Origin of the sequence: Polaribacter vadi (assembly GCF_018861005.1) — a bacterium.
Taxonomy (GTDB): domain Bacteria; phylum Bacteroidota; class Bacteroidia; order Flavobacteriales; family Flavobacteriaceae; genus Polaribacter; species Polaribacter vadi_A.
The window spans coordinates 79,974-101,803 of record NZ_JAHKQL010000022.1 but is presented as its reverse complement, the minus strand read 5'-3'; the positions used below and the strand labels follow the sequence as shown (position 1 = coordinate 101,803).

Here is a 21,830-nt window from a genome sequence, read left to right as displayed (position 1 = left end):
ATATTATGGAAAACACCTCTGTAAGTGAAGGAAAAACAGCTGCAATTATAAGTCATTTTTGGATTATAGGCCTTGTAATTGCATTTGTAATGAACATGAATAAAAAGAATTATTTTGCTAGTTTTTATATAAGACAAATGATTGGTTTAAATATTATTCAATTTTTAAACGGAGCAATTATTCTTAAATTTTTTGGTAGTTCTGCTAGTTATATTATTGGAGCATTAACTTTTATTCTATGGATTATTTCTATAATAGGAGCTTTTAAAGGAGAGGAAAAAGAAGTACCAGTAGTTGGTGAGCATTTTCAAAATTGGTTTAGAGGAATTTAATAAAAAAATTAAACTATTATCAGTCTAAAAAACACTTATGAGTCTAAATTACATAGTAAAAGAACCTACTAAAAAAACTGAAAATCCGCCTTTATTAATTTTATTACATGGCTATGGAAGTAATGAACAAGATTTATTTTCGTTTGCAGAAGAGTTACCTGAAGAATTACTTATTGTAAGTGTACAAGCACCTTACGAAATGGGTTATGGTGGTTATGCTTGGTATGCAATTAATTTTGATGAAGTAAATGGTAAATTTTCTGATTTAAAACAAGCTAAAGAATCTATTGATAAAATTGCAGTTTTTATTGATGATATTAAAACAAAATACAACACAAGTACTAACAATACTTTTTTGTTAGGCTTTAGTCAAGGTGCTATTTTAAGTTATTCTTTAAGTTTCTTTTACCCAAATAAAGTAAATTATATTATTGCATTAAGTGGTTATATTGAAACAAAATTATTACCATCAACAATTTCTAAGGATGTAAAAACGGACTATTATTGTTCTCATGGAACTGTAGATCAAGTTTTACCTATTGATTGGGCAAGAAAAAGTAAACCCTTTTTAGATAATTTAGGATTAGAAAATGTTTTTTCTGAATACCCTGTTGGTCATGGAGTAGCTCCACAAAACTTCTATAGTTTTAAATCTTGGATAGAAAATAGGTTGTAAAATAGAACTAAATATCAAGGAGCTCTTAATCTATATTTATGAGTGATTTTTGAAGCTTTCCTATTAATTCTACTGGCTTGTAAGGCTTAAATATAACATCTTTAAAACCTACACTTAAATAGTGACTTTTATCTTCTTCAGTTGCAAAACCTGTTAAGGCTAAAAAAGGTGTTTTTGTATTAAAATCGAGATGTTCTTTTCTTTTAACCAACTCTACTCCTGTAAGTTCTGGCATATTTATATCTAAAAGAACAATATCGAAAGTTTCTTTATTTAAAACATTATAAGCCATTAATCCATTGTCTACAACAGTAACTTTAACCCCTTCTTTTTCTAAAAAATGAATGGTTATTTTTTGATTTAAATGATCATCATCTGCCAGTAAAACTTTTTTACCATTTAAACTTATAATTTTTGTTTCTGGGACCTCTTGTATTTTGTTTTCTATATAAGAATCTACTTTTTTAAACGGAATTTCTACAGAAAAAACAGTTCCTTTATCAATAGCACTTTCTACAGATATAGTTCCTTGCATTGCAGATACCAGGCGTTTTACAATTGCCAACCCTAAACCTGCACCACCATGAATTCTATTATCATCTAACTCTGTTTGACCATATTCTTCAAATATTAGTACAGTTTGTTCTGGTGTCATTCCTCTACCAGTATCAATAATTTTAAAACGTATTTCTGTAGTTTCTGGACTGTCTAAAATAAGATTTGCTTGTAAAGAAACCATTCCTTTTTTAGTAAACTTTAAAGCATTACTCATTAAATTAGTAATAATTTGAGTAACTCTTACACCATCTCCATATAAAACATCTGGTATAAGATCAGACTTTGAAAGTTCTATATTAACTTTATCATTACTATTCTGATTCTTGTAGTTAATATAAATACCCTCAATTATATCATTAATATTTATCTGCTCAACAGCCAATTTAAGCTTACCTGCTTCAATTCTCGATAAATCTAAAATATCATCAACAATAACTTTTAAATTTCTACCAGCTATTGAAAGATATTTTATATAATCTTCTACTTTTTTCGATAAATCTTCTTCAGAAATCATTTGTGTATATCCTAAAATGGTATTTAAAGGATTCCTTATTTCATGACTCATCATTGCTAAAAAGCGAGATTTTTCTTCATTAGCTTTATCAGAAGCTTTTCTTAAAACAATTAGTTCTTTATTTTTTTTTGAAATTTCTCTTTTCAAAAAATACAAATCATTTCTACTTTGATTTAATTTAGTGATAGTTTTGTAAATCTCGGTTCTTTCTTGTATAAGAATTGTTATTACATTATTTTTATTTAGCAATTCTAAATCTACATTGTACTCTTTTTCATCAGAACAAATAACCATTCCGTTTATAGGAATTGTTTCATTTTCTGTTAAAAAATCTAACGTACCAAAAAGAAAAGGGCAAGGATTAAATATTGAAGTGTTTAAATCAAATTCTTTTTTAGCAAATTTACCTGCATTAATTGCAGTAATAATTCCTTGCTTATTGGTTACAATTTCAATAAAAGCATTTTCTATATTTGGAGGTATCAATGAAATTTTATTTTAAAGATTGGTTTGCTAACAATACAAAAGCATCTTCTACATTTTCATTATCTTTTGCACTGGTAATTAAATCTATATGAATATTTACAGTTTTTTTTACTTGATTTATCTCTAAACTAGTTAATAAATCTTTTTTATTACCTACAATTGTAATATCCTCTAAACCAGACAATTCTTTAATTGTATCTATTTGACTGCTTAAATTTAAATAAGTTTCATCTCTAGACATATCAAAAACATACATAGCTGCACTTGCTCCTAAAAAATAAGCTTTTGGTACTTTTTCATCATCTTTAGTACCAGCAACATCCCAAATTAATAGCTTAATTTTTTCTGAATTTAATTCTACTATTTTAGTACTAACTCTTACACCAATTGTACTGATGTAATCTTCAGAAAATTCATTTAAAACAAACCTTCTAATTAGTGAGGTTTTACCAACACCAAAATTACCAACAAGTAAAACTTTTTTTGCTATCATTTAAAACTTAATCTTTATTTATAAAAATATCCATTATTAAAACATTTAATCTTTCTTCTTCTGCTAAAAAACTTCTATCCATTAAAACTTTTTCTGCTAGTATATTAATATCGTCTAAAAGTTCTTCTTTAAATTCACTATTTATAATACCAGAAGCTGCAGTTGCAATATAGATAGATTTAAAATTTTGGATAGATAATTGAAAAGTTTCGAATTTTATATCTTCTAAATCTTGCCCTTCTTTAGAAAAAGCATCTTCAGCAAAAGATTTTATAGCAGTTAACATACCAGAAACCATATCTTTATCTGCAATACTACCTCTAGAAAAACTACCTCTTAATAAACCAGAATCTTTTTCTATAACAAAAATCTCTTCTATTATAGGTTCAAAAACTTCTTGTAACACATCATCTGCATCTGTTCTTTTACCTTTAAATAAACGTTTTATAATTTGAGTAATCGAAAACTTATCATTAATAGTTTCGTTAATAGTATCTGTAAGTTTAGCTATTTCTGCGACAATAAACTTCTTAATCAATTTACCTATAATTGGGTAAAGTGCTTCTACAACTTCGTCTTGAGAATCTCTAATTTGTACTTTTATAGCTTCTGTAATATGGCCACCAAAATGATCTGAAAAATTATCTTTAAAATCATCTATTTTTTGGTCTATTACTGGGGCTACTTCTTTTTTAACTTCAGTTTTTTCTAAAAATTTGGCACTTAAAGCTTCAAATTCTTTCCTATCATCTGTTAATAAAAGTTCTTTTAGTACTTCAAAACGGTTGTCAGTATTATGATTTACAGTCGTTTTTCTCATCTACTCTTGCAACATCTGTGCAATCTTCTCTAAAGCTTTCCCTAATTTTCTTCTATCTGTTTTTTCATCATCTAAATCTGCTAACTTCTTATCTAAATCATCATTTAAATCTTGAAATTTATGATCTACTAAACTTTCTAAATCAGATAATTTATTTTCTAAGTTAGTTACAGCATCAGCTAAGCTATTGTTACTTTGTTTTTTTAATGCTTCAATTTTTTCATAAACGTCTGCAAATTCTGAATCATATCTTTGAATATTCTCTCCAAAAATTAAGTCTCTTACTGCTGCAATCCTAGTATCAACTTGTTGATTAGGTGCTGTTTCATTATTTTGTTCGGGAGTTTTAGCCATGCTATTATTTAGTTTTTTATAACTATTAAATCTTTTTAATGTTGATGACTAAAGTTCTGAAAACAATAGCCTTGTAGACAAATATACACTAAAAAACAAATTATAAAAACCTATACTGTTATTTTTAAACCATCAAAAGCTAAAAATACATTTTCAGGCAATTTCTTAGAAATCTCCTTATGAAAACCTAGTTTATGACTTATATGGGTAAAATAAGTTTTTTTAGGTTGTATTTCATCAACAAAATCTAAAGCTTCTTTTAAGTTAAAATGAGTTGGGTGTTCTTGAATTCTTAAAGCATTAACGACTAAAACATCTAAGTTTTTTAATTTTTGTTTTTCAGTTTCATCAATAGTTTTTACATCTGTTAAATAAGCAAAATCTTGAAACCTAAAAGCTGTAATTGGTAATTTACCATGCTTTACATTTATTGGAGTAACTTCTAATCCATCAACCAAAAAACTTTTGCTATCTACTAAAAATGGAGTTACACTTGGTGCTCCTGGATATCTGTTTTCTTTACTAAAAATATAGTCAAAACGTTTCTCTAAACTCGTTAATGTAGTTTTGTTTAAATAAATAGGCATATCTCCTATTTTATAACAATAAGGCCTTAAATCATCTAAACCACCTACATGATCTGCATGTTCGTGTGTAAAAAAAACTCCATTAATTAATTGAACATTTTCTCGCAACATTTGTTGTCTAAAATCTGGTCCACAATCAATAACGTAAGTTAAATTATTCCAAGAAATTAATAGAGAAGAACGTAATCGTTTGTCTTTAAGGTCTGTTGATAGGCATACAGGGTCATTACTTGCAATCATTGGTATGCCTTGCGAAGTTCCTGTACCTAGAAAGGTTATATCTAATACTTTTTTACTAAAATTCATTATAACAAAAATAACATAAAAATTGACTGATAGCATTCTTATTTACTACATTTGTTAAGTACTTAAAAAATCTAATATGGCAATTTCTTTGAGAGGAGATAAAGAGATTAGTAGTGTACCAACTACTAAAAGTAAAGCACTAAGAATAAACTTAAACTCTGATATTTATGGAACCTTTGCAGAAATTGGTGCAGGCCAAGAAACTGCTCGTAATTTCTTTAGATCTGGAGCTGCATCTGGTACTATAGCAAAGGCTATGAGTGCTTATGATAAAGATTTTTCTGATGCTATTTATGGTATTGAAGAAGACAGACGTTATGTTACTCAGCCTAGATTAAAAAAAATGTTAGGTCACGAAATCGATTTAATGGAAGATCGTTTAAGTAGACAAAAACATCCTGATAAATTATTTTTTAGTTATGCTAATACTGTAACTACTATAGATTTTGCTAGAAAATTTAAAGGTCATGGTTGGGTAGGAATCCGTTTTCAATTAGATCCTTTAGAAGATTATAACGAAATTGTTTTACACTTACGCTTTAAAGAAACAGATGCGCGTTTGCAACAAGAAACTTTAGGTATTTTGGGTGTAAACCTTATTTATGGTGCTTTTTACTTAAATGATAATCCAAAAGAGTTGGTAAAATCTTTTTATCATAATTTAGGAAATCATCAACTAGAAATTGACATGATTAATTTCTCTGGCCCTCGTTTTATGTACGTAGACAATCGTTTAATGAGCTTACAATTGCTTAAAAACGGAATGACAAATGCTGTTATGTTTGGACCTGATGGAAACAACTTATTACCTGCACAGGTACTTTATAAAAAGAACATTTTAGCTTTAAGAGGTAGTTTTAGACCTGTAACTAAAGTTAATATGGATATGTTTGAACAGTCTAAAAAAATGTTTTTAAAAGAAAACAAAGTAAATGAAAGCAAGGTTCAAGTTATATTCGAAATTACATTAAGTAACTTATCTGCAGAAGGTAAAATTAATGAAAGAGACTTTTTAGATAGAGCAGAATTACTTTGTTCTTTAGGACAAAATGTAATGATTACTAGCTTTCAACAATATTTTAAATTAGTTGAATATTTTAGTGAGTTTACCAAAGAAAGAATGGCGCTTGCCATGGGTGTTTTTAATCTGGTACAAATTTTTGACGAAAAATACTATAGAGATTTAAGTGGTGGAATCTTAGAAGCTTTTGGTAAATTATTCCATAGAGATTTAAAAGTGTACATGTATCCATATCATGACCCAGAAACTGGAGAATATATGAATAGCGAAAACTTAAAAGTACACCCTAGAATGAAAGAATTATACAAGTTCTTTAAAAATAATGGGAAAATCTTAGACATTAAAGACTTTAATAAAGAAGTTTTAGACATCTTTTCTAGAACTGTTTTAAGAAAAATTATGGATGGAGAAAAAGGTTGGGAAGAAATGTTACCAGAAGGGGTCTCTGAAATTATAAAACAAAAAAGATTATTTGGCTATTCTAGATCTAGAAGTAAAAGTTAACATTTATTACCTTTTTAATTAAACCTTTTTAACCTATTTTAGTCTAATGAAAAATGTTGTTTTTTGATAGACGAAATTACACTAGTACAACAACTCCAAGACACTAAAACAAGAGATAAAGCTTTTAGAGTATTAATTACACAATACAAAGAACGCTTGTATTGGCATATACGTAAAATTGTAATTGTACATGATGATGCAGATGATGTTTTACAAAACACTTTTGTAAAGATTTTTAAAAATATCGAAAAATTTAACAAGCAAAGTAAACTATATTCTTGGATGTATAGAATTGCCACAAACGAATCTATTACATTTATTAATAAGAGGGTTAAGGAAAGAAACGTAGATATTTCTGACTATCATCAACAATTAGCAAGCACTTTAGAAAGTGACTTATATTTTTCTGGTGATGAAATTCAGATAATTCTACAAAAAGCAATTGCAACCTTACCACAAAAACAACAATTGGTTTTTAACATGAAATATTTTGATGAGTTAAAATATGATGAAATTTCTGAAATTTTAGAAACTTCTGTTGGAGCCCTAAAAGCCTCATATTTTCATGCCGTTAAAAAAATAGAAAAATATATAAAAACAGAAACCAATTAAACCTTTTTAAACTTTAAAGGTCTAAATAACAATGGAAAACGAAATTAAACATAGTGTAGCTTTTTTAAGAAAACAAATTGGCAATAAAGCTGGTTTTTCTACACCTTCTAATTATTTAAATAATTTAGAAGATGATATTACTATAAAAATTTCTGAAGAAAGTTTTATAAAGGAAACTTCTTTTAAAGTACCTGATACTTATTTTAATAATTTAGAGGATGATATTTTATCCAAAGTTACATCCGAAGAAAAAGAAACTAAAGTAATTTCTTTTAAAGAAAGAGTTTTAAAAATATTGCCTTTTGCAGCTGCTGCTTCTATTGCTCTATTTATTGGTTTAAATTCTTTTGTATTTAACACTAGTAATTCTAACACAATAGATACTTTATCTGATGATGATTTTGAATATTGGTTAGACGCAAGCACAATAGATACTGATGATATTGTAGAAATTTTACCAGAAGATATATTAGAAATTAATGAGTTTTCTTTTGCACTAATTGAAGATGAAACTATAGAAGACTATATTAATTCTATAGATAACACTTCTTTATTAAACGAATTAAATTAAAAAATTAGATAATGAAAAAATTAATAACCTTTATCTGTATTGCCTTAAGCTTCTCTCTATCCATAAACGCTCAAATGAGTAAAGAAGGTAGAAAAAAGATTAAAGCATTAAAAGTTGCTTATTTAACAGAGCAGATGAATTTAACGACTTCTGAAGCAGAAAAGTTTTGGCCAATTTATAATACGTATATAACTGACCAATATGCAATAAGAAACAATTATAAAGCTAATGTTAAAAAAGCGGAAAAAGAATTTGAAGATTTAGCCAGTTTAAACGAAGATGAAGCTAAAAAACTTGTTTCTTTAAAATTACTTACAGACAAAAAACTTTACTTATCTCAAGAAAAATTCACGAAACAAATTGAAGGTATTATTTCTTATTCAAAAATATTAAAACTACAAATTGCAGAAATGGAATTTGGCAGAAAATTAATGAGAAAATACAAGCATAGAGATCATGACAAAAAAGATTAAAAAAAAATGGAAGCTTCTAAGCTTCCATTTTTTTTTAATTTATTAAGTTTAAACAGGAGTATAATTCTGGTTTGTTTGCTGTAAATTGCTTTAACCATATTGTTAACTCATCTACTTCATAAGGTAACAATCTACCAAGTGCTTTTTCTAACTCTTTACAAAACAAATCTGAATTAAAACTTACTTTTTTTAGTACAGTTTTCGTGTACTCAAACATTGCTCTTGCCATATTTTTCTAAAGATTTATATGTTTTAATAACGTAAACTAAAACATTTTAGTATACTAACCAAATTTACAAAAAAAACCAACATCTTTTTTAGATGTTGGTCTTAATTTTTTGTTTAGAATTTGTTAAAAACTATAAGCTATTTACTTTTTCAACTAAGTTTTTAGCTTCTGTTTCTAATTCTTGATTAATTGCTTTATAATGTGCTTTTTTGTTTTCTACACCTTTAGCATTTACTTTTGCAATTAAATTATCAAAAGTCTCAATTGCTTCATCAATAATTTCATCACCTTTTTTAGATTCGTTTTTTAAAATAGACACATCTAAAGTGTATTCTATAACGTCACCTAATACGTAATTAATATCTTTTTTTAAGTTTTTTATACTTGCCATTACTTATTGTTTTAAAAGTGCAAATTTAGTTGTTTTTATCTAATTGGCTTTGATATTCTTTAAAAAATAAACCAAGATGATAACCATCTACCAAAGCATGGTTTACTGTAATAGCAACTGGCATTTTTAGTGTATTGCCAACTTTAAAAGTTTTCCCAAAAGCTAACCTAGGTATACTATCATCTTTTAAACCTGCATTTGGCTCTATTTGGCTAGTAAAAGAAAACCATGGTAGTGCAGAACAATAAATACATTCATCAGAATTTATTAGAGGAAACAAATCTTCTGAATTTAAAATCCGTTCTTTTTCTTTTAAAAAATTCTGATTGAAAACAGTAATTTCATCAGCAAAATGAATAAAAGAAAACCCAAAAGTATGATCTTTTCTAGCAATTGTTGCAGAAGCATGAATTACATCTATAATTACAACTTTATCATCTTTAATTCTATATTTAAAATTATCTATAGTATTTAGTGCTTTTAAACAAGCATGCAAATAATATACAAAAAAAGAGATTTTATCTTCTTTTGATTTTTGATAAGCATGGGTTACATCAACATTAACAGTTACGCCATAAAATGGATTTTGTAAACTTTTAAAATGATTAAAATGTAATTTCCTATTCCAATTTTCAATATCTAAATACTTCATAAAAAGTTCACTATTTCTTTAATGCTTGATAAGGTTTTATAAGTAACATCAGATTTTTCATTATCATTTACTTCTTCATGAACCCAAGTTGTATGAAATGGAATATGAACTGCAGATGCACCAATGCTAATTAGTGGTAAAACATCCGATTTTAAAGAATTACCTATCATTAATAATTCTGAAGGTTTAATGTCTAAGTGTTTAATTAATTTTTGATAATCTTTTTCTTTCTTATCGCTCATTACTTCTATATGATGAAAATATTTAAGTAAATTCGATTTTTCTAACTTACGTTCTTGGTCTAATAAATCTCCTTTAGTAGCAACAATTAATTTGTATTTACCTTGTAAACTTTTTAGCACCTCTTCTACCCCATCTAATAATTCAATTGGTTTTTCTAGCATTTCTTTACCAATGTTTAAAATGCTTTCAATTGTTTTTTGAGAAACTTGATAATTAGACAATTCTAAAGCAGATTCTACCATAGAGAGTACAAAACCTTTAATTCCATAACCATATAAATAAAGGTTATCTATTTCTTTTTTAAAGAGTTCTTGATCTATTTTATTTTCGGTTTCATATTTCGATAATAGTTTTGCAAATTGATGTTCTGCATCTCTAAAATAAGTTTCATTAACCCATAAAGTGTCATCTGCATCAAAGGCAATTACTTTAATATTTTTACTCATTGTTATCCAAAATTTTAATTGCTTTTTCTAAATCTTCAGGTGTATCAATTCCAACAGATTCAATAGAAGTTTCTACCATTTTTATTTTTTTACCAATTTCTTGATAACGAATTGCTTCAATTTTTTCTGCAGCTTCTAAAGGTGTAATTGGTGTATTATAAAAATCAATTAAAGCTTGTTTTCTAAACGCATAAACCCCTTTATGTTTGTAATATTTCACATTAATAGTAGTATCTCTATGATAAGGAATTACACTTCTAGAAAAGTAAATTGCCATATTATTAACGTCAGTAATCACCTTAACATTATTAGGGTTTTCAACCTCTAATTTATCTTTAATTTCAACTTTTAACGATGCTAAATCTACCTTTTTGTTTACATCATCTTTAAAAACTTGAATTAATTTTGTTAAAGAAACAGCATCAATAAACGGTTCATCTCCTTGTACATTTATCACAATATCTACATCAATATCTGCAACAGCTTCTGCAATTCTATCAGAACCACATTCGTGTTCTTTTTTACTCATTATTACTTTTCCTTCTGCATTTTCTATCGTTTTAAAAATAACATCAGAATCTGTAACAACATAAACCTCATCAAATAAATTAGTATTTAATGCTGCTTCATACGTTCTTAAAATTACTGGTTTACCTGCTAAATCTTTCATTAATTTACCTGGAAAACGAGATGCACTGTAACGTGCAGGAATCATTGCAATTACTTTCATAAAATTATGTTTACAAGTTTTATTAACCTTGTATTTATCCGTACAAATTTAAGACTAAAAGAATTAATCTGAAATAACCAGAAATAATAAACTTTAAAATATCATTTTTTTTATTAATAAGATTATTTATGGATAAATTTCCTATTATTTTAACAACTTAAATTCTGTTAATTACAATATTAGGCATCCGTTTTTTATAAAAAAATAAAAAGTATGATTGATACTTTACAAAGTTTACTTAATTTTATATTCTAATTTATAACATTTTTATAACTAAATTCTAAATTGAAAAAAATAACTGTTTTCATTTTTTGCTTACTAATTAGCACTAGTATTTTTAGCAAACAAAGAACTTTATATGTTGATGATTTTGTAAATATTATTGGTAGTCCAGGCAAAGAAAACAGATTATTATTATTTGCAAAAAAGAATAATTTTAAAACACTTATTTTATATCAATTAAATAAAGTTGATAAAAAATGGACACTTTCTGACCCAAGAAAAAATAATATTCTAGCAGAATTTATAGTCAAAGCAAAAACTGAGTTTAGTATAAATAGCATTGGTGCTTCTGGTGAATGTGCTTCATTTTTTACGAACACAATAGACCCCTATAACAATTCAAGAAATAAAGCTGAAGAAAAGTTTGATATTTATAATCTTGAGTATGAATATTGGTCTAAAAATGCTTCTGGCGAAAATGGTTATTATTGTGTAAATTATTTGAACGACAACTCCATACCATGTAACAGAACTGGCTCATATAATTTTTTTATTGATAATTTAAAAGAACTAAAAAACCTCTCTAAAAACAACATACATAACATTAAAATTGAAGCTTATTTAAACTATTATTCTCAAAAGGAACTGAGTAATATTGTAAAATATTGCGATCGATTAATTATACAAACCTCAGGTAAAAATCCAAGAAATTCTTTTGCTTCAGCTAAAAAAAGCTTAGCTCATTTGTCTAAAATTAATAGTAAAGTTAAAACCTCAATTTTATATTCTACACGTATGAATCATATGGGATTTTGGTTTAAATCTAATAGTTTAGAAAGTAGTGAAAAGGACTTTTTTAATTTAATGGATGTAAATAATACAGACCAATCTAAAAACATAAATTTAGATGGTTTTAGCTATCATACCTATTCATTTTTAGAGAAATCTATCAGTTATTATTCTTATTCTAGAAATTAATTTATCAATATATTCTCTTCAACTATTTCTATATCATTTTTTTAAAACTACTTTTTAAAACCTACTTTTTTATAAGAATTATAGTAACAATCTTTGTCTTTTAAAAAAAAGTTGTACTATTGTACTTTATAAAATCCCTTAAATCCCCTTTAAGTATGAAATGGAAATTCCCTAAATTTCTAGTAATTACGTTATTTGTTATATTCAATAGTTACGGATCTCACAGAATCTTATATGTAGATCAGTTTTTCCATATTCTTGGAAATGAGCAAAAAGAAAACGACTTATTAGAGTTCACTGTTCAAAATGGTTTCGACAAAATTATTCTTTATGATTTGCACAAAATCAACAAAGTATACCCACTTGCTGATGAAAGAAAAAACAGCATTTTAGCCAGATTTATTTTTAAAGCAAAAATTAATTATGGTTTAGAAGGTGTTGGTGGCTCTGGAGAAAGTGCTGAGTTTTTTGTTGATGCTATTCATGCATACAACATGTCTAGGATTAACCCAATAGAACGATTTGACACTTACAACTTAGAATATGAATATTGGAAAAAAGATGCCAATAAAAATGGCGGTTATTATTGCGAAAACTATCTCAAAAAAAACGGAGAAGCTTGCAACAGAAAAACCACTTTTAACTTCTTTTTAAAATCTTTAGCTAAGATGAAAGAACTAGCTAAAGAAAATAGTCATAAAGTTACTGTAGAAGCTTATGTTGGTAAATATTACAAACACGAAATTGAAAAAATTTCTAGATATGTAGATAGATTGCTTGTGCATGTTTATGTTACAGACCCAAAAAACGGATTTAATTCTGCAAGTAAAAGGTTAGAATATTTAAGTGATGTAAAAAATATGCCTAAAATTTCTATTATCTATTCATCAGAAACCATGTTTATGGGTGGTTGGTTAAAATTCAACTCAATTAAACAAGGTGAAAGAATTTTTATAGATAGTATGCAAAAAAATAATAAAGGTCTATTAAGTAAAATTAATTTTACAAACTTTACTTATTACAACTACAATAAGCTAGCTAAATCTATTAAATATTATAATAGTATAAATGGAAGTCTTGATAAATTTGATAAAAATGTAAATATTTTAGCCTCTAATTAACCTTAAATTAATCTCCAGAAAAACTCACAAAGTTTCTTGGAGTTTCATAAAGAGTTATTTTTAAATCTAAATTTTCAGGAAGGTGTTTTCTTAATTTATTATAAGTTACAACGCAAATATTTTCTGCTGTTGGATTTAAATTCTTAAACTCAACAACTTCGATATTTAAATTTTTATGATCAAAAGCTTCCTCAATTTCAGATTTTATTAAATCTTTTAAAACACCTAAATCATAAACATAACCAGTTATTGGATCTATTTCACCTGTTAAAGAAACAATTAATTCGTAATTATGCCCATGAAAGTTTGGGTTACTGCATTTGCTAAAAATCTCAAAGTTTTTTTCGTCAGACCAATCTTTACAATATAATCTATGTGCTGCATTAAAATGAGCTTTTCTATGAACAGTAACTTTAGGCATTTGTTAATTTTTGATAAGATTCTTTAAAAATTATTTTAAACCATTCTGTATAAACATCAGGATTCTTTTCAATGTCAGCCTTAACATCATCTAATTGCATCCATTTATAATCCTCCACTTCATCTTTATTAATTTCTGGCTTGTCGTTATAACTACCAATCATTACATGATCTAGTTCGTGTTCTGTTAAACCATTATCAAAAGGTGCTTTATAAACAAAAGAAAAAATCTCTTTTAAATCGGCTGTAAACCCCATTTCTTCTTGCAATCTTCTTCTACCAGCTTCTACATTACTTTCTCCATCTCTTTGATGAGAACAACAAGTATTTGTCCATAATAATGGCGAATGATATTTATGTGCTGCTCTCTGTTGTAACATTAACTCACCTTTATCATTAAAAATAAATACAGAAAAAGCCCTATGTAAAATCGCCTTTTCATGAGCTTCCATTTTAGGCATTAAACCTAATTGTTTATCATTCTCATCAACTAAAACTACCAATTCTTCCATATTTACAAAGATAATATATCAAAATAGTATAAGAAGCTAAAATTTTAATAAAACCATTAGAATTTTCTATTCTTTTATTTCGATGATTTATATTTGATAAATTAAAACCAATTTTAAAGTGAAATTTTTATTTCGAATATTTTTTCTGATTATCCTAATTTCTTTTTATCAATGTAATTCAAAAAAAGAATCAAAAGTTAAAAAACACAAAATTGATAAAACAATTCAGCAAAAAGAAGAAGAAAAAATTATTAAACCTTGGGATAGTTTAAACAGCACCAACACAGAAGCTTTTTTATTAGAATATGGTAAACAAAACCCTGAAACAAGAGTTATCATTAAAACAAAATTTGGTAATATAAAACTTAAACTTTATGAAGATGTACCTGTGCATAGGGCCAATTTTATTTTCCTAACAAAAATTAAATATTTTAATACAACTGTTATTTATCGAGTTGCAAAAAACTTTGTAATTCAAGGTGGTAATTCAGATAATATGTACACACAAAAACAGCGTAGAAAATATGGTAATTATTTAATGAAACCCGAATTTAGAAAAAACAGAAAACATAAATACGGTGCTTTAGCTGCAGCTAGACAATGGGAAAACAATCCTAATAAACTTTCTAGCCCATTTGAGTTTTACATGGTACATAAAAGAAATGGCGCTCATCATTTAGACAATGAACATACTGTTTTTGGTGAAGTTATTTCTGGCTTTGATACCATGGATAAAATATCTAAAGTAAAAGTAGGTGTTGATGAGTGGCCTATAAACGATATTCAAATGACTATCGAAATTTTAGAATAAGATTTTAGCCAATTATAATTATCTTAACATTTACAAACTTAAAAAAGAACATCAATTATCTAATTTTACATCTAATAAATTATAATATCATGAAAAAAACATTTTTAGCATTAACGTTATTCTCAATTTTATCAATAGGTGCTCAAAATAAGTGGAATATAGACAAAACACATACATCTATTCGTTTTGAAATAGGTCATATGGTAATATCAGAAGTAGAGGGGAAATTTAGTGAATTTGAAGGAGAAATCTCTTCTTCTAAAAATGATGATTTTTCAGATGTAAATATTCTTTTTACAATCAACTTAAAAAGTGTAGATACCAATGATGAAAAAAGAGATAATCATTTACAACAAGCAGATTTTTTCAACACTAAAATGCATCCTAAAATGACTTTTAAAAGTACTTCTGTTCAAAAAACATCTGTTAAAGAATATATAGTAAAAGGAAATTTAACTTTACGAGGTGTTACGAAAGAAATTACGTTAAACATAACTCATAATGGAACTATAAAAGACCCTTTTGGAAGTGATGCTAGAGCTGGATTAAAGATTGAAGGAAAAATAAATAGAGAAGATTTTGGGATTAAATATAACAAAGCAATGATTGGAGAGATAATCACATTTCATTGTAAAACCGAATTGACTAGATAAAAAGAGTTTTTATACAGTACATTTATCAATTAAAAATGAGTAAAATAGGCAACCTTCTATTTTGCTCACTTTTTTTTTAAAACCTATCTTTGCACCTCAAATTTTGTAGATGAGTTTTTTAGAAGAAATAGCACGTAGAAGAACATTTGGTATCATTTCGCATCCAGATGCTGGTAAGACTACATTAACAGAAAAATTATTATTATTTGGTGGTGCCATACAAGAAGCAGGTGCAGTAAAAAATAATAAAATAAAAAAAGGAGCCACTTCCGATTTTATGGAAATTGAGAGACAAAGAGGAATCTCTGTTGCTACTTCTGTTTTGGCATTTATTTATCAAAATAAGAAAATAAATATTTTAGACACTCCTGGTCACAAAGATTTTGCTGAAGATACCTTTAGAACTTTAACTGCTGTAGATAGTGTTATTGTAGTTATTGATGTTGCAAAAGGTGTTGAACCACAAACAGAAAAATTAGTTGAAGTTTGTAGAATGCGTAGCATACCAATGCTGGTTTTTATCAATAAATTAGATAGAGAAGGTAAAGATGCTTTCGATTTGTTAGATGAAGTTGAGCAAAAATTAGGTTTACGAGTTACACCTATGAGTTTCCCTATTGGAATGGGTTACGATTTTAAAGGGATTTATAACATTTGGGAAAAGAAATTAAATCTTTTTTCTGGTGATAAAAAACAAACCATTTCAGAAGGTGTTGAGTTTGATGATTTATCTAACCCTGAATTAGACAAAGTTGTCGGAGAAATTGCTGCAGAAACTTTACGAGAAGAAATTGAATTGATTGATGAAGTTTACCCACCTTTTAATCAAGAAGAATATTTAAAAGGAGAATTACAACCTGTATTTTTTGGTTCGGCTTTAAATAATTTTGGAGTTAAAGAATTATTAGATGCATTTATAGAAATTGCACCTTCTCCACAGCCTAAAAAAGCAGAAGAACGTTTAGTAGATTCTAAAGAGAAAAAAATGACAGGTTTTGTGTTTAAAATCCATGCAAATATGGATCCTAAACACAGAGATAGATTGGCTTTTATAAAAGTGGTTTCTGGTACTTTTAAAAGAAACTCACCTTATTTACACGTTAGAAATGGTAAAAAAGTAAAATTCTCTAGCCCGAATGCATTTTTTGCAGAGAAAAAAGAAATTGTAGACGAATCTTTTCCTGGTGATATTGTTGGTATTCACGATACTGGAAATTTTAAAATAGGTGACACTCTTACTGAAGGTGAAGATTTAAATTTTAGAGGAATTCCAAGTTTTTCTCCAGAACATTTTAGATATGTAAACAATGCAGACCCAATGAAATCTAAACAGCTTTACAAAGGTTTAGATCAATTAATGGATGAAGGTGTTGCACAGTTATTTATCCTAGAAATGAATGGACGAAGAGTAATTGGTACTGTTGGTGCTTTACAATTTGAAGTTATTCAATATAGATTAGAGCACGAATATGGTGCAAAATGTAATTACGAAAACTTAAGTGTTCATAAAGCTTGTTGGGTAGAACCAGAAGACATAAAAAGTGAAGAATTCAAAGAATTTAAAAGAGTAAAACAACGTTATTTAGCAAAAGACAAACAAGGGCAGCTAGTGTTTTTGGCAGATTCTGCTTTTACAATTCAAATGACGCAAAGTAAATACCCATCAGTTAAATTACATTTTACAAGTGAATTTAAAAATTAAAGGCATGAAGAAATTCTTTTTTATATGTATTGTTTTTTTAAGTTTAAATAACATAGCTCAAGAATATAATTTGAATGATATTAAAGGAAAAGAGCTTCATAATTCAATTCGTTTAAATTATATTTTAATAGATCAACCCAATTTTGTTTATAATTATGGTGATGGTAGTACATATACTTTAGATCCTAATATGGGCTTTTGGGGATTAAACTACAATATACCATTAAACGATTGGCTGTATACAGGAGCTGGTTTTCATGGAGCAGCTTATGGAGATCAAGGAGGTTTATTTACATTAGGTGTAAATTTGGGTGTAAATTTTCCTATTTACAAAAACTTATCTTTTGATGCCAATGTTCATTTTGGAGGAGGAGGAGGATTTAGAAGTCTGGTAAATGGTGGTGGATTATTATACACAAATGCAGGTTTAAAATACAATGCAAAAGGCTTTTCTTTTGGAGCTCAATATGGTAAAGTAGATTTTTTTACAGGCATACAAGGTGGAGATAATGTTTCGTTTTTTGTAGAAATACCAACTACTTTAAGAACCAGTTCTTATGCAAATGCTCAAAAATCTTTTATTGTTAATAATGATAATAAAGATGAATTTTGGAAAAAACCAGCTGTGAAAAATGTACAACAAGTTACTTTTGATTATTTTTTTCCAATAGGTTCTTCAAGAAATGATGGTATTGCAGTTTTTAACAATGCAACACCTTTAACACAAACATTAAGCCTTTTAGGTTTCGAATATCAAAGATATTTAACACAAGACACTTTTATTTATGCACATGTAGACGCTATGTATAGTGGTTTAGAAGCTGGTTTTATGGATGTATTTTTTGGTATTGGTAAGAACTTTATTGAAACTAAATACATTAACTTTTTTGCCAAAATGGGAGTTGGTGCTGCAGGTGGTAGAATTTACCCAGAAAATGGATTAACAGTTTATCCAAGTACTGGTTTTGATATTAAACTAACCAAAAATTTTGGAATAAGTGCTCATGGAGGGTATCATAGAGCTGTTGGAGGAACTTTCGAAGCTTATACAGCTGGTTTTAGTTTAAAATATTATGGTTTAAGTGGGGGAACTACTGATCCTTTTACCAATAAAAAAGCATCAATAATAAAAACAAAAGGTGTTCACATAGGTGTGCAAAATCAATCTTATTTTAAAGTCGCTAAAACTTCTGGAGAACCATTAAATTTACAACTAATTGCCCTAAAAGTAATGTACGATATTAACAAAAGATTCTATATTTCTGGTGAAGCTTCATTTGCTTATGAAGGTGAGTCTGGTGGTTATGCACATGGAATTTTTGGATTGGGAATTCGCAGCAATAAATTTTTAAATAATAAATTTTCTGTATTTGCAGAAACTTCAGTTGGAGTTGCAGGTGGTGCAGGAGTTGATACAGGAGAAGGGGTTTTAATAAGACCAACTACAGGTATTAATTATCATTACAATAGTGATTTATCTTTTCAAGTTTCTGGAGGGCAATATATATCTGCATACGGAAATGTAAACTCAACAAATTTAAACATTGGTTTAACTTATAGTTTATCAATTTTAAATGCTAAAAAATAATTTTATGCTGATTTAATTTCGGCAAAACATCAATAAAAACGATTAAAATTTTAAATAATGAACAACGGAATTTACGCAAAATTTAAAACACCTAAAGGTGATATTTTAGTACAATTAGAACACGAAAAAACGCCTGGAACTGTTGGTAACTTTATTGCTTTAGCAGAAGGTAATTTAGAAAATTCTTCAAAAGCTCAAGGAACTCCTTATTATGATGGATTAAAATTCCACAGAGTAATTCCAGATTTTATGATTCAAGGTGGTTGCCCACAAGGAACAGGAACAGGAAACCCAGGTTATAAATTTGATGATGAATTTCATCCAGATTTAAAACACGATGCTCCTGGAAAATTAGCGATGGCTAACTCTGGGCCAGCTACAAATGGTAGCCAATTTTACATTACCCACGTTCCTACTCCATGGTTAGATGGTAAACACACTGTTTTTGGTTCTGTAATTGAAGGACAAGAAGTTGTAGATGCTGTTGCACAAGGTGATGAAATGTCTGTAGAAATTATAAAAGTAGGTGATGAAGCAGAAAATTTTAACGCTGTAGAAGCATTCAGAACTTTTGAAGGTGCTAGAGAAAAACGCGAAGCTGATGCAAAAGCTGCTCAAAAAGAAATGTTAGATAAAGTTGCTGCAGGTTATGATGAAACTGCAAGTGGTTTACGTTATCAAATTTTACAAAAAGGTGAAGGAAAAAAAGCAACGAAAGGAGCTGGTGTTTCTGTACACTATAAAGGACAATTGTTAGATGGTACTGTTTTCGATTCTTCTTATAAGAGAAAACAACCTATAGATTTTAATGTAGGTGTTGGACAAGTAATTTCTGGTTGGGATGAAGGTATTCAATTATTACAAGTTGGGGACAAAGCTCGTTTTGTAATTCCTTCTAATTTAGCATATGGATCTGCAGGAGCTGGAGGAGTTATTCCACCAGATGCAACCCTAATTTTTGATGTTGAATTAATGGATGTTAAATAACAATTCATTACAAATAAAAAAAATAAGCTTTCGATAATCGAAAGCTTATTTTTTTTATATCATTATTTTTATTAAATTACATACCTAATATAAAAATCTCCCCCCAGATTCTAATATTTACTGGGGTATTTTTTATAATTTTATAAAAATTATGTCAGAAGGTAATATTAAAAAAACTTCTAATAGACTTAAACTACTTTCATTCTATGTAAGCATTGGCACAGCTTGCATGACATTATTTACTACGCTTATTGCGCTTTTTTTTGACCTCAACAATTTAGCTTATTATAGTTTTTTTACTATTTTTTTATATGTTTATTGTGCTTATCTTTCTAGAAATGGTAAATTATTTTTTGCAAGAATACTAATCCTAATACTACTTAATTTAGGAATAACAATTACTGCTTCTTATATGGGTAGAGCAGCTAGTATAGAGTATATGTTTCTATATGCTATAGCAATGCCCTTTTCTATGTTTTCTTTTAGAACAGAAAAAATATATGTATATTTATTTTCTTCTTTATCTGGAGTATTATGGATACTTCTTGCTATTACAGATTTTAAACTAATTTCAAATACTCAATTAGATATTGATATTGTTAACAGTTTTATATACCCTATTTCTGTAATTGGTACTTTTCTAATGATTATTTTACAGTTAATTTACTTTTCTATTTTAGGAGCAAGATATTATAGCAGAATAGATAATAAAAAACAAGAAGCTTTAGAAGCATCTCAATCAAAATCTAAATTTCTAAGCACCATGAGTCATGAAATTAGAACTCCTTTAAATGCAATTATTGGTCTTTCGCATATTCTTGGAAATAATAATCCTAAAAAAAATCAAATTCAAAATATTGAAGCTTTAAATTTCTCTGGTAAAACCTTACTTAATTTACTTAACAATGTTTTGGACTTTAGTAAAATGCAATCTACAACTATAGAGCTAGATACAATACATACTAATCTTTATAATGACCTTAAACAGATTATAAAAATTCATAAACCTGTTTGCACTAAAAAAGGTATTTTATTGAATTTAGAAATTGATGATAATATACCAGATGTTTGTTTAGATATTGTTCGTTTTAATCAGGTAATAAATAATTTAATATCTAATGCCATAAAGTTTACTGATGAAGGTAGTGTAACATTAATCATAAAAAAGGTTTATCAAAATAAAAATAATATTACCCTTAATATAGAAGTTAAAGACACTGGTATTGGAATTCCGAAAAACAAGCAAGAAACAATTTGGGAAGCTTTTGCTCAAGCATCAAATACAACAAATCGAATATATGGGGGTACAGGTTTAGGGCTACCTATTGTAAAAAGCATAGTTGAAGTTATGGGCTCTAAAGTAGAAATCATTAGTTCAGAAAAAAAAGGAAGTAGATTTATTTTTGATTTGAAATTAAAAGTTTCAGAAAAAATTAAAACTAATGACATTACCAAAAATAATATTCGCTTTTTTGAAAATAAAAAAGTTTTATTAGTTGATGATAACTTAATTAATATTATGGTTGGCAAGCAAATATTGGAGCGTTCTAAATTAAAAGTAGAAGTTGCAAATAATGGATTGGTAGCTGTAAATAAATTAAAACAAGAAGAATTTGATATTATTTTAATGGATATTCAAATGCCTGTAATGGATGGATATACAGCAACAAAAGAAATAAGAGAATTTAATAAAAGCACACCAATTATAGCTCTTTCTGCCAATGTTTTTAGTGAAATAAAAGATAAAATAGAAGATTCTGGGATGAATGGTTTTATATTTAAACCATTTACTCCTGAAGAGTTATTAAACCAATTAGAAGAATTTTTAAGTAATTAAG

Annotated in this window: 26 protein-coding genes; 14 read left to right on the top strand and 12 right to left on the bottom strand. The window is 27.5% G+C overall.

Annotated features, from left to right (window positions below; translation table 11 throughout):
- Positions 1 to 5: 5 nt before the first annotated feature.
- Together KO506_RS11245 and KO506_RS11240 are read left to right on the top strand one after the other, a co-directional pair.
- Complete coding sequence (locus KO506_RS11245) at positions 6 to 332, top strand: DUF4870 domain-containing protein (RefSeq protein ID WP_215995009.1); 327 nt, start codon at positions 6 to 8, stop codon at positions 330 to 332.
- 37 nt (positions 333 to 369) lie between these two features.
- Positions 370 to 1,008: an alpha/beta hydrolase gene (locus tag KO506_RS11240; RefSeq protein ID WP_215995008.1), complete on the top strand. Its 639-nt coding sequence runs from the start codon at positions 370 to 372 to the stop codon at positions 1,006 to 1,008.
- A 25-nt stretch (positions 1,009 to 1,033) separates the two neighbouring features.
- Here the strand turns inward: KO506_RS11240 and KO506_RS11235 are convergent, their stop codons facing one another.
- The 5 genes from KO506_RS11235 to KO506_RS11215 all read right to left on the bottom strand — a co-directional run bounded on the left by KO506_RS11235 (position 1,034) and on the right by KO506_RS11215 (position 5,126).
- The gene (locus tag KO506_RS11235; RefSeq protein WP_215995007.1) at positions 1,034 to 2,566 is read right to left on the bottom strand and encodes an ATP-binding response regulator; all 1,533 of its coding nucleotides are present in this window, start codon (positions 2,564 to 2,566) and stop codon (positions 1,034 to 1,036) included.
- A gap of 7 nt (positions 2,567 to 2,573) precedes the next feature.
- A complete protein-coding gene (locus KO506_RS11230) occupies positions 2,574 to 3,059 on the bottom strand; it encodes a Rab family GTPase (protein WP_215995006.1) in 486 nt (161 codons plus the stop codon).
- A 7-nt stretch (positions 3,060 to 3,066) separates the two neighbouring features.
- A complete protein-coding gene (locus tag KO506_RS11225) occupies positions 3,067 to 3,879 on the bottom strand; it encodes a cell envelope biogenesis protein OmpA (RefSeq protein WP_215995005.1) in 813 nt (270 codons plus the stop codon).
- Positions 3,880 to 4,233 (bottom strand): hypothetical protein, encoded by a 354-nt coding sequence (locus KO506_RS11220; protein WP_215995004.1) that lies wholly within the window; start codon positions 4,231 to 4,233, stop codon positions 3,880 to 3,882.
- Between the two features lie 110 nt (positions 4,234 to 4,343).
- A complete protein-coding gene (locus tag KO506_RS11215) occupies positions 4,344 to 5,126 on the bottom strand; it encodes an MBL fold metallo-hydrolase (protein ID WP_215995003.1) in 783 nt (260 codons plus the stop codon).
- 76 nt (positions 5,127 to 5,202) lie between these two features.
- Between KO506_RS11215 and KO506_RS11210 the strand changes: the two genes are divergently transcribed.
- From KO506_RS11210 to KO506_RS11195, 4 genes are all read left to right on the top strand, one after another.
- Positions 5,203 to 6,651 (top strand): TonB-dependent receptor, encoded by a 1,449-nt coding sequence (locus tag KO506_RS11210; protein WP_215995002.1) that lies wholly within the window; start codon positions 5,203 to 5,205, stop codon positions 6,649 to 6,651.
- A 63-nt stretch (positions 6,652 to 6,714) separates the two neighbouring features.
- On the top strand, positions 6,715 to 7,263 hold the full coding sequence (locus KO506_RS11205) for an RNA polymerase sigma factor (protein ID WP_215995001.1): 549 nt from the start codon (positions 6,715 to 6,717) through the stop codon (positions 7,261 to 7,263).
- 31 nt (positions 7,264 to 7,294) lie between these two features.
- Complete coding sequence (locus KO506_RS11200) at positions 7,295 to 7,834, top strand: hypothetical protein (protein WP_215995000.1); 540 nt, start codon at positions 7,295 to 7,297, stop codon at positions 7,832 to 7,834.
- A gap of 11 nt (positions 7,835 to 7,845) precedes the next feature.
- Positions 7,846 to 8,307: a sensor of ECF-type sigma factor gene (locus KO506_RS11195; protein WP_215994999.1), complete on the top strand. Its 462-nt coding sequence runs from the start codon at positions 7,846 to 7,848 to the stop codon at positions 8,305 to 8,307.
- Between the two features lie 34 nt (positions 8,308 to 8,341).
- On the opposite strand, the gene KO506_RS11190 is transcribed toward KO506_RS11195, so the two are convergent.
- The 5 genes from KO506_RS11190 to kdsB all read right to left on the bottom strand — a co-directional run bounded on the left by KO506_RS11190 (position 8,342) and on the right by kdsB (position 10,998).
- Entirely contained in the window at positions 8,342 to 8,536 is a 195-nt protein-coding gene (locus KO506_RS11190) for a hypothetical protein (RefSeq protein ID WP_215994998.1), read from the bottom strand.
- A gap of 130 nt (positions 8,537 to 8,666) precedes the next feature.
- Positions 8,667 to 8,927 (bottom strand): hypothetical protein, encoded by a 261-nt coding sequence (locus tag KO506_RS11185; RefSeq protein ID WP_215994997.1) that lies wholly within the window; start codon positions 8,925 to 8,927, stop codon positions 8,667 to 8,669.
- A gap of 25 nt (positions 8,928 to 8,952) precedes the next feature.
- Entirely contained in the window at positions 8,953 to 9,579 is a 627-nt protein-coding gene (locus KO506_RS11180) for a chloramphenicol acetyltransferase (protein ID WP_215994996.1), read from the bottom strand.
- The gene (locus KO506_RS11175; protein ID WP_215994995.1) at positions 9,576 to 10,268 is read right to left on the bottom strand and encodes an HAD family hydrolase; all 693 of its coding nucleotides are present in this window, start codon (positions 10,266 to 10,268) and stop codon (positions 9,576 to 9,578) included. Before KO506_RS11175 ends, KO506_RS11180 begins: the two co-directional genes overlap by 4 nt.
- Complete coding sequence (gene kdsB / locus KO506_RS11170) at positions 10,261 to 10,998, bottom strand: 3-deoxy-manno-octulosonate cytidylyltransferase (RefSeq protein WP_215994994.1); 738 nt, start codon at positions 10,996 to 10,998, stop codon at positions 10,261 to 10,263. The genes KO506_RS11175 and kdsB overlap by 8 nt, the downstream gene beginning before the upstream one ends.
- Positions 10,999 to 11,283: 285 nt before the next feature.
- Here kdsB and KO506_RS11165 point away from each other — a divergent pair, with 285 nt between their 5' ends.
- Entirely contained in the window at positions 11,284 to 12,198 is a 915-nt protein-coding gene (locus KO506_RS11165; protein ID WP_215994993.1) for a hypothetical protein, read from the top strand.
- A 155-nt stretch (positions 12,199 to 12,353) separates the two neighbouring features.
- A complete protein-coding gene (locus tag KO506_RS11160) occupies positions 12,354 to 13,319 on the top strand; it encodes a hypothetical protein (RefSeq protein ID WP_215994992.1) in 966 nt (321 codons plus the stop codon).
- Positions 13,320 to 13,326: 7 nt separating this feature from the next.
- Here KO506_RS11160 and KO506_RS11155 read toward each other — a convergent pair whose 3' ends face one another.
- Both KO506_RS11155 and idi read right to left on the bottom strand, forming a co-directional pair.
- Positions 13,327 to 13,740, bottom strand: a complete 414-nt coding sequence (locus KO506_RS11155) for a 6-pyruvoyl trahydropterin synthase family protein (protein WP_215994991.1) — start codon at positions 13,738 to 13,740, stop codon at positions 13,327 to 13,329.
- The gene (idi, locus tag KO506_RS11150) at positions 13,733 to 14,251 is read right to left on the bottom strand and encodes an isopentenyl-diphosphate Delta-isomerase (RefSeq protein WP_215994990.1); all 519 of its coding nucleotides are present in this window, start codon (positions 14,249 to 14,251) and stop codon (positions 13,733 to 13,735) included. The genes KO506_RS11155 and idi overlap by 8 nt, the downstream gene beginning before the upstream one ends.
- Before the next feature lie 118 nt (positions 14,252 to 14,369).
- Here idi and KO506_RS11145 point away from each other — a divergent pair, with 118 nt between their 5' ends.
- The 6 genes from KO506_RS11145 to KO506_RS11120 all read left to right on the top strand — a co-directional run bounded on the left by KO506_RS11145 (position 14,370) and on the right by KO506_RS11120 (position 21,829).
- Positions 14,370 to 15,062, top strand: a complete 693-nt coding sequence (locus KO506_RS11145; RefSeq protein WP_215994989.1) for a peptidylprolyl isomerase — start codon at positions 14,370 to 14,372, stop codon at positions 15,060 to 15,062.
- An 89-nt stretch (positions 15,063 to 15,151) separates the two neighbouring features.
- Entirely contained in the window at positions 15,152 to 15,715 is a 564-nt protein-coding gene (locus KO506_RS11140) for a YceI family protein (RefSeq protein ID WP_215994988.1), read from the top strand.
- A gap of 109 nt (positions 15,716 to 15,824) precedes the next feature.
- Positions 15,825 to 17,417 carry a peptide chain release factor 3 gene (locus KO506_RS11135; protein ID WP_215994987.1) on the top strand — a complete coding sequence of 531 codons (1,593 nt, stop codon included), beginning with the start codon at positions 15,825 to 15,827 and terminating at the stop codon, positions 17,415 to 17,417.
- Between the two features lie 4 nt (positions 17,418 to 17,421).
- A complete protein-coding gene (locus tag KO506_RS11130) occupies positions 17,422 to 19,005 on the top strand; it encodes a hypothetical protein (RefSeq protein ID WP_215994986.1) in 1,584 nt (527 codons plus the stop codon).
- Positions 19,006 to 19,062: 57 nt separating this feature from the next.
- Positions 19,063 to 19,992, top strand: a complete 930-nt coding sequence (locus tag KO506_RS11125; protein ID WP_215994985.1) for a peptidylprolyl isomerase — start codon at positions 19,063 to 19,065, stop codon at positions 19,990 to 19,992.
- Positions 19,993 to 20,143: 151 nt separating this feature from the next.
- Positions 20,144 to 21,829 carry a response regulator gene (locus tag KO506_RS11120; protein WP_215994984.1) on the top strand — a complete coding sequence of 562 codons (1,686 nt, stop codon included), beginning with the start codon at positions 20,144 to 20,146 and terminating at the stop codon, positions 21,827 to 21,829.
- The last annotated feature ends 1 nt before the right edge of the window (position 21,830 follow it).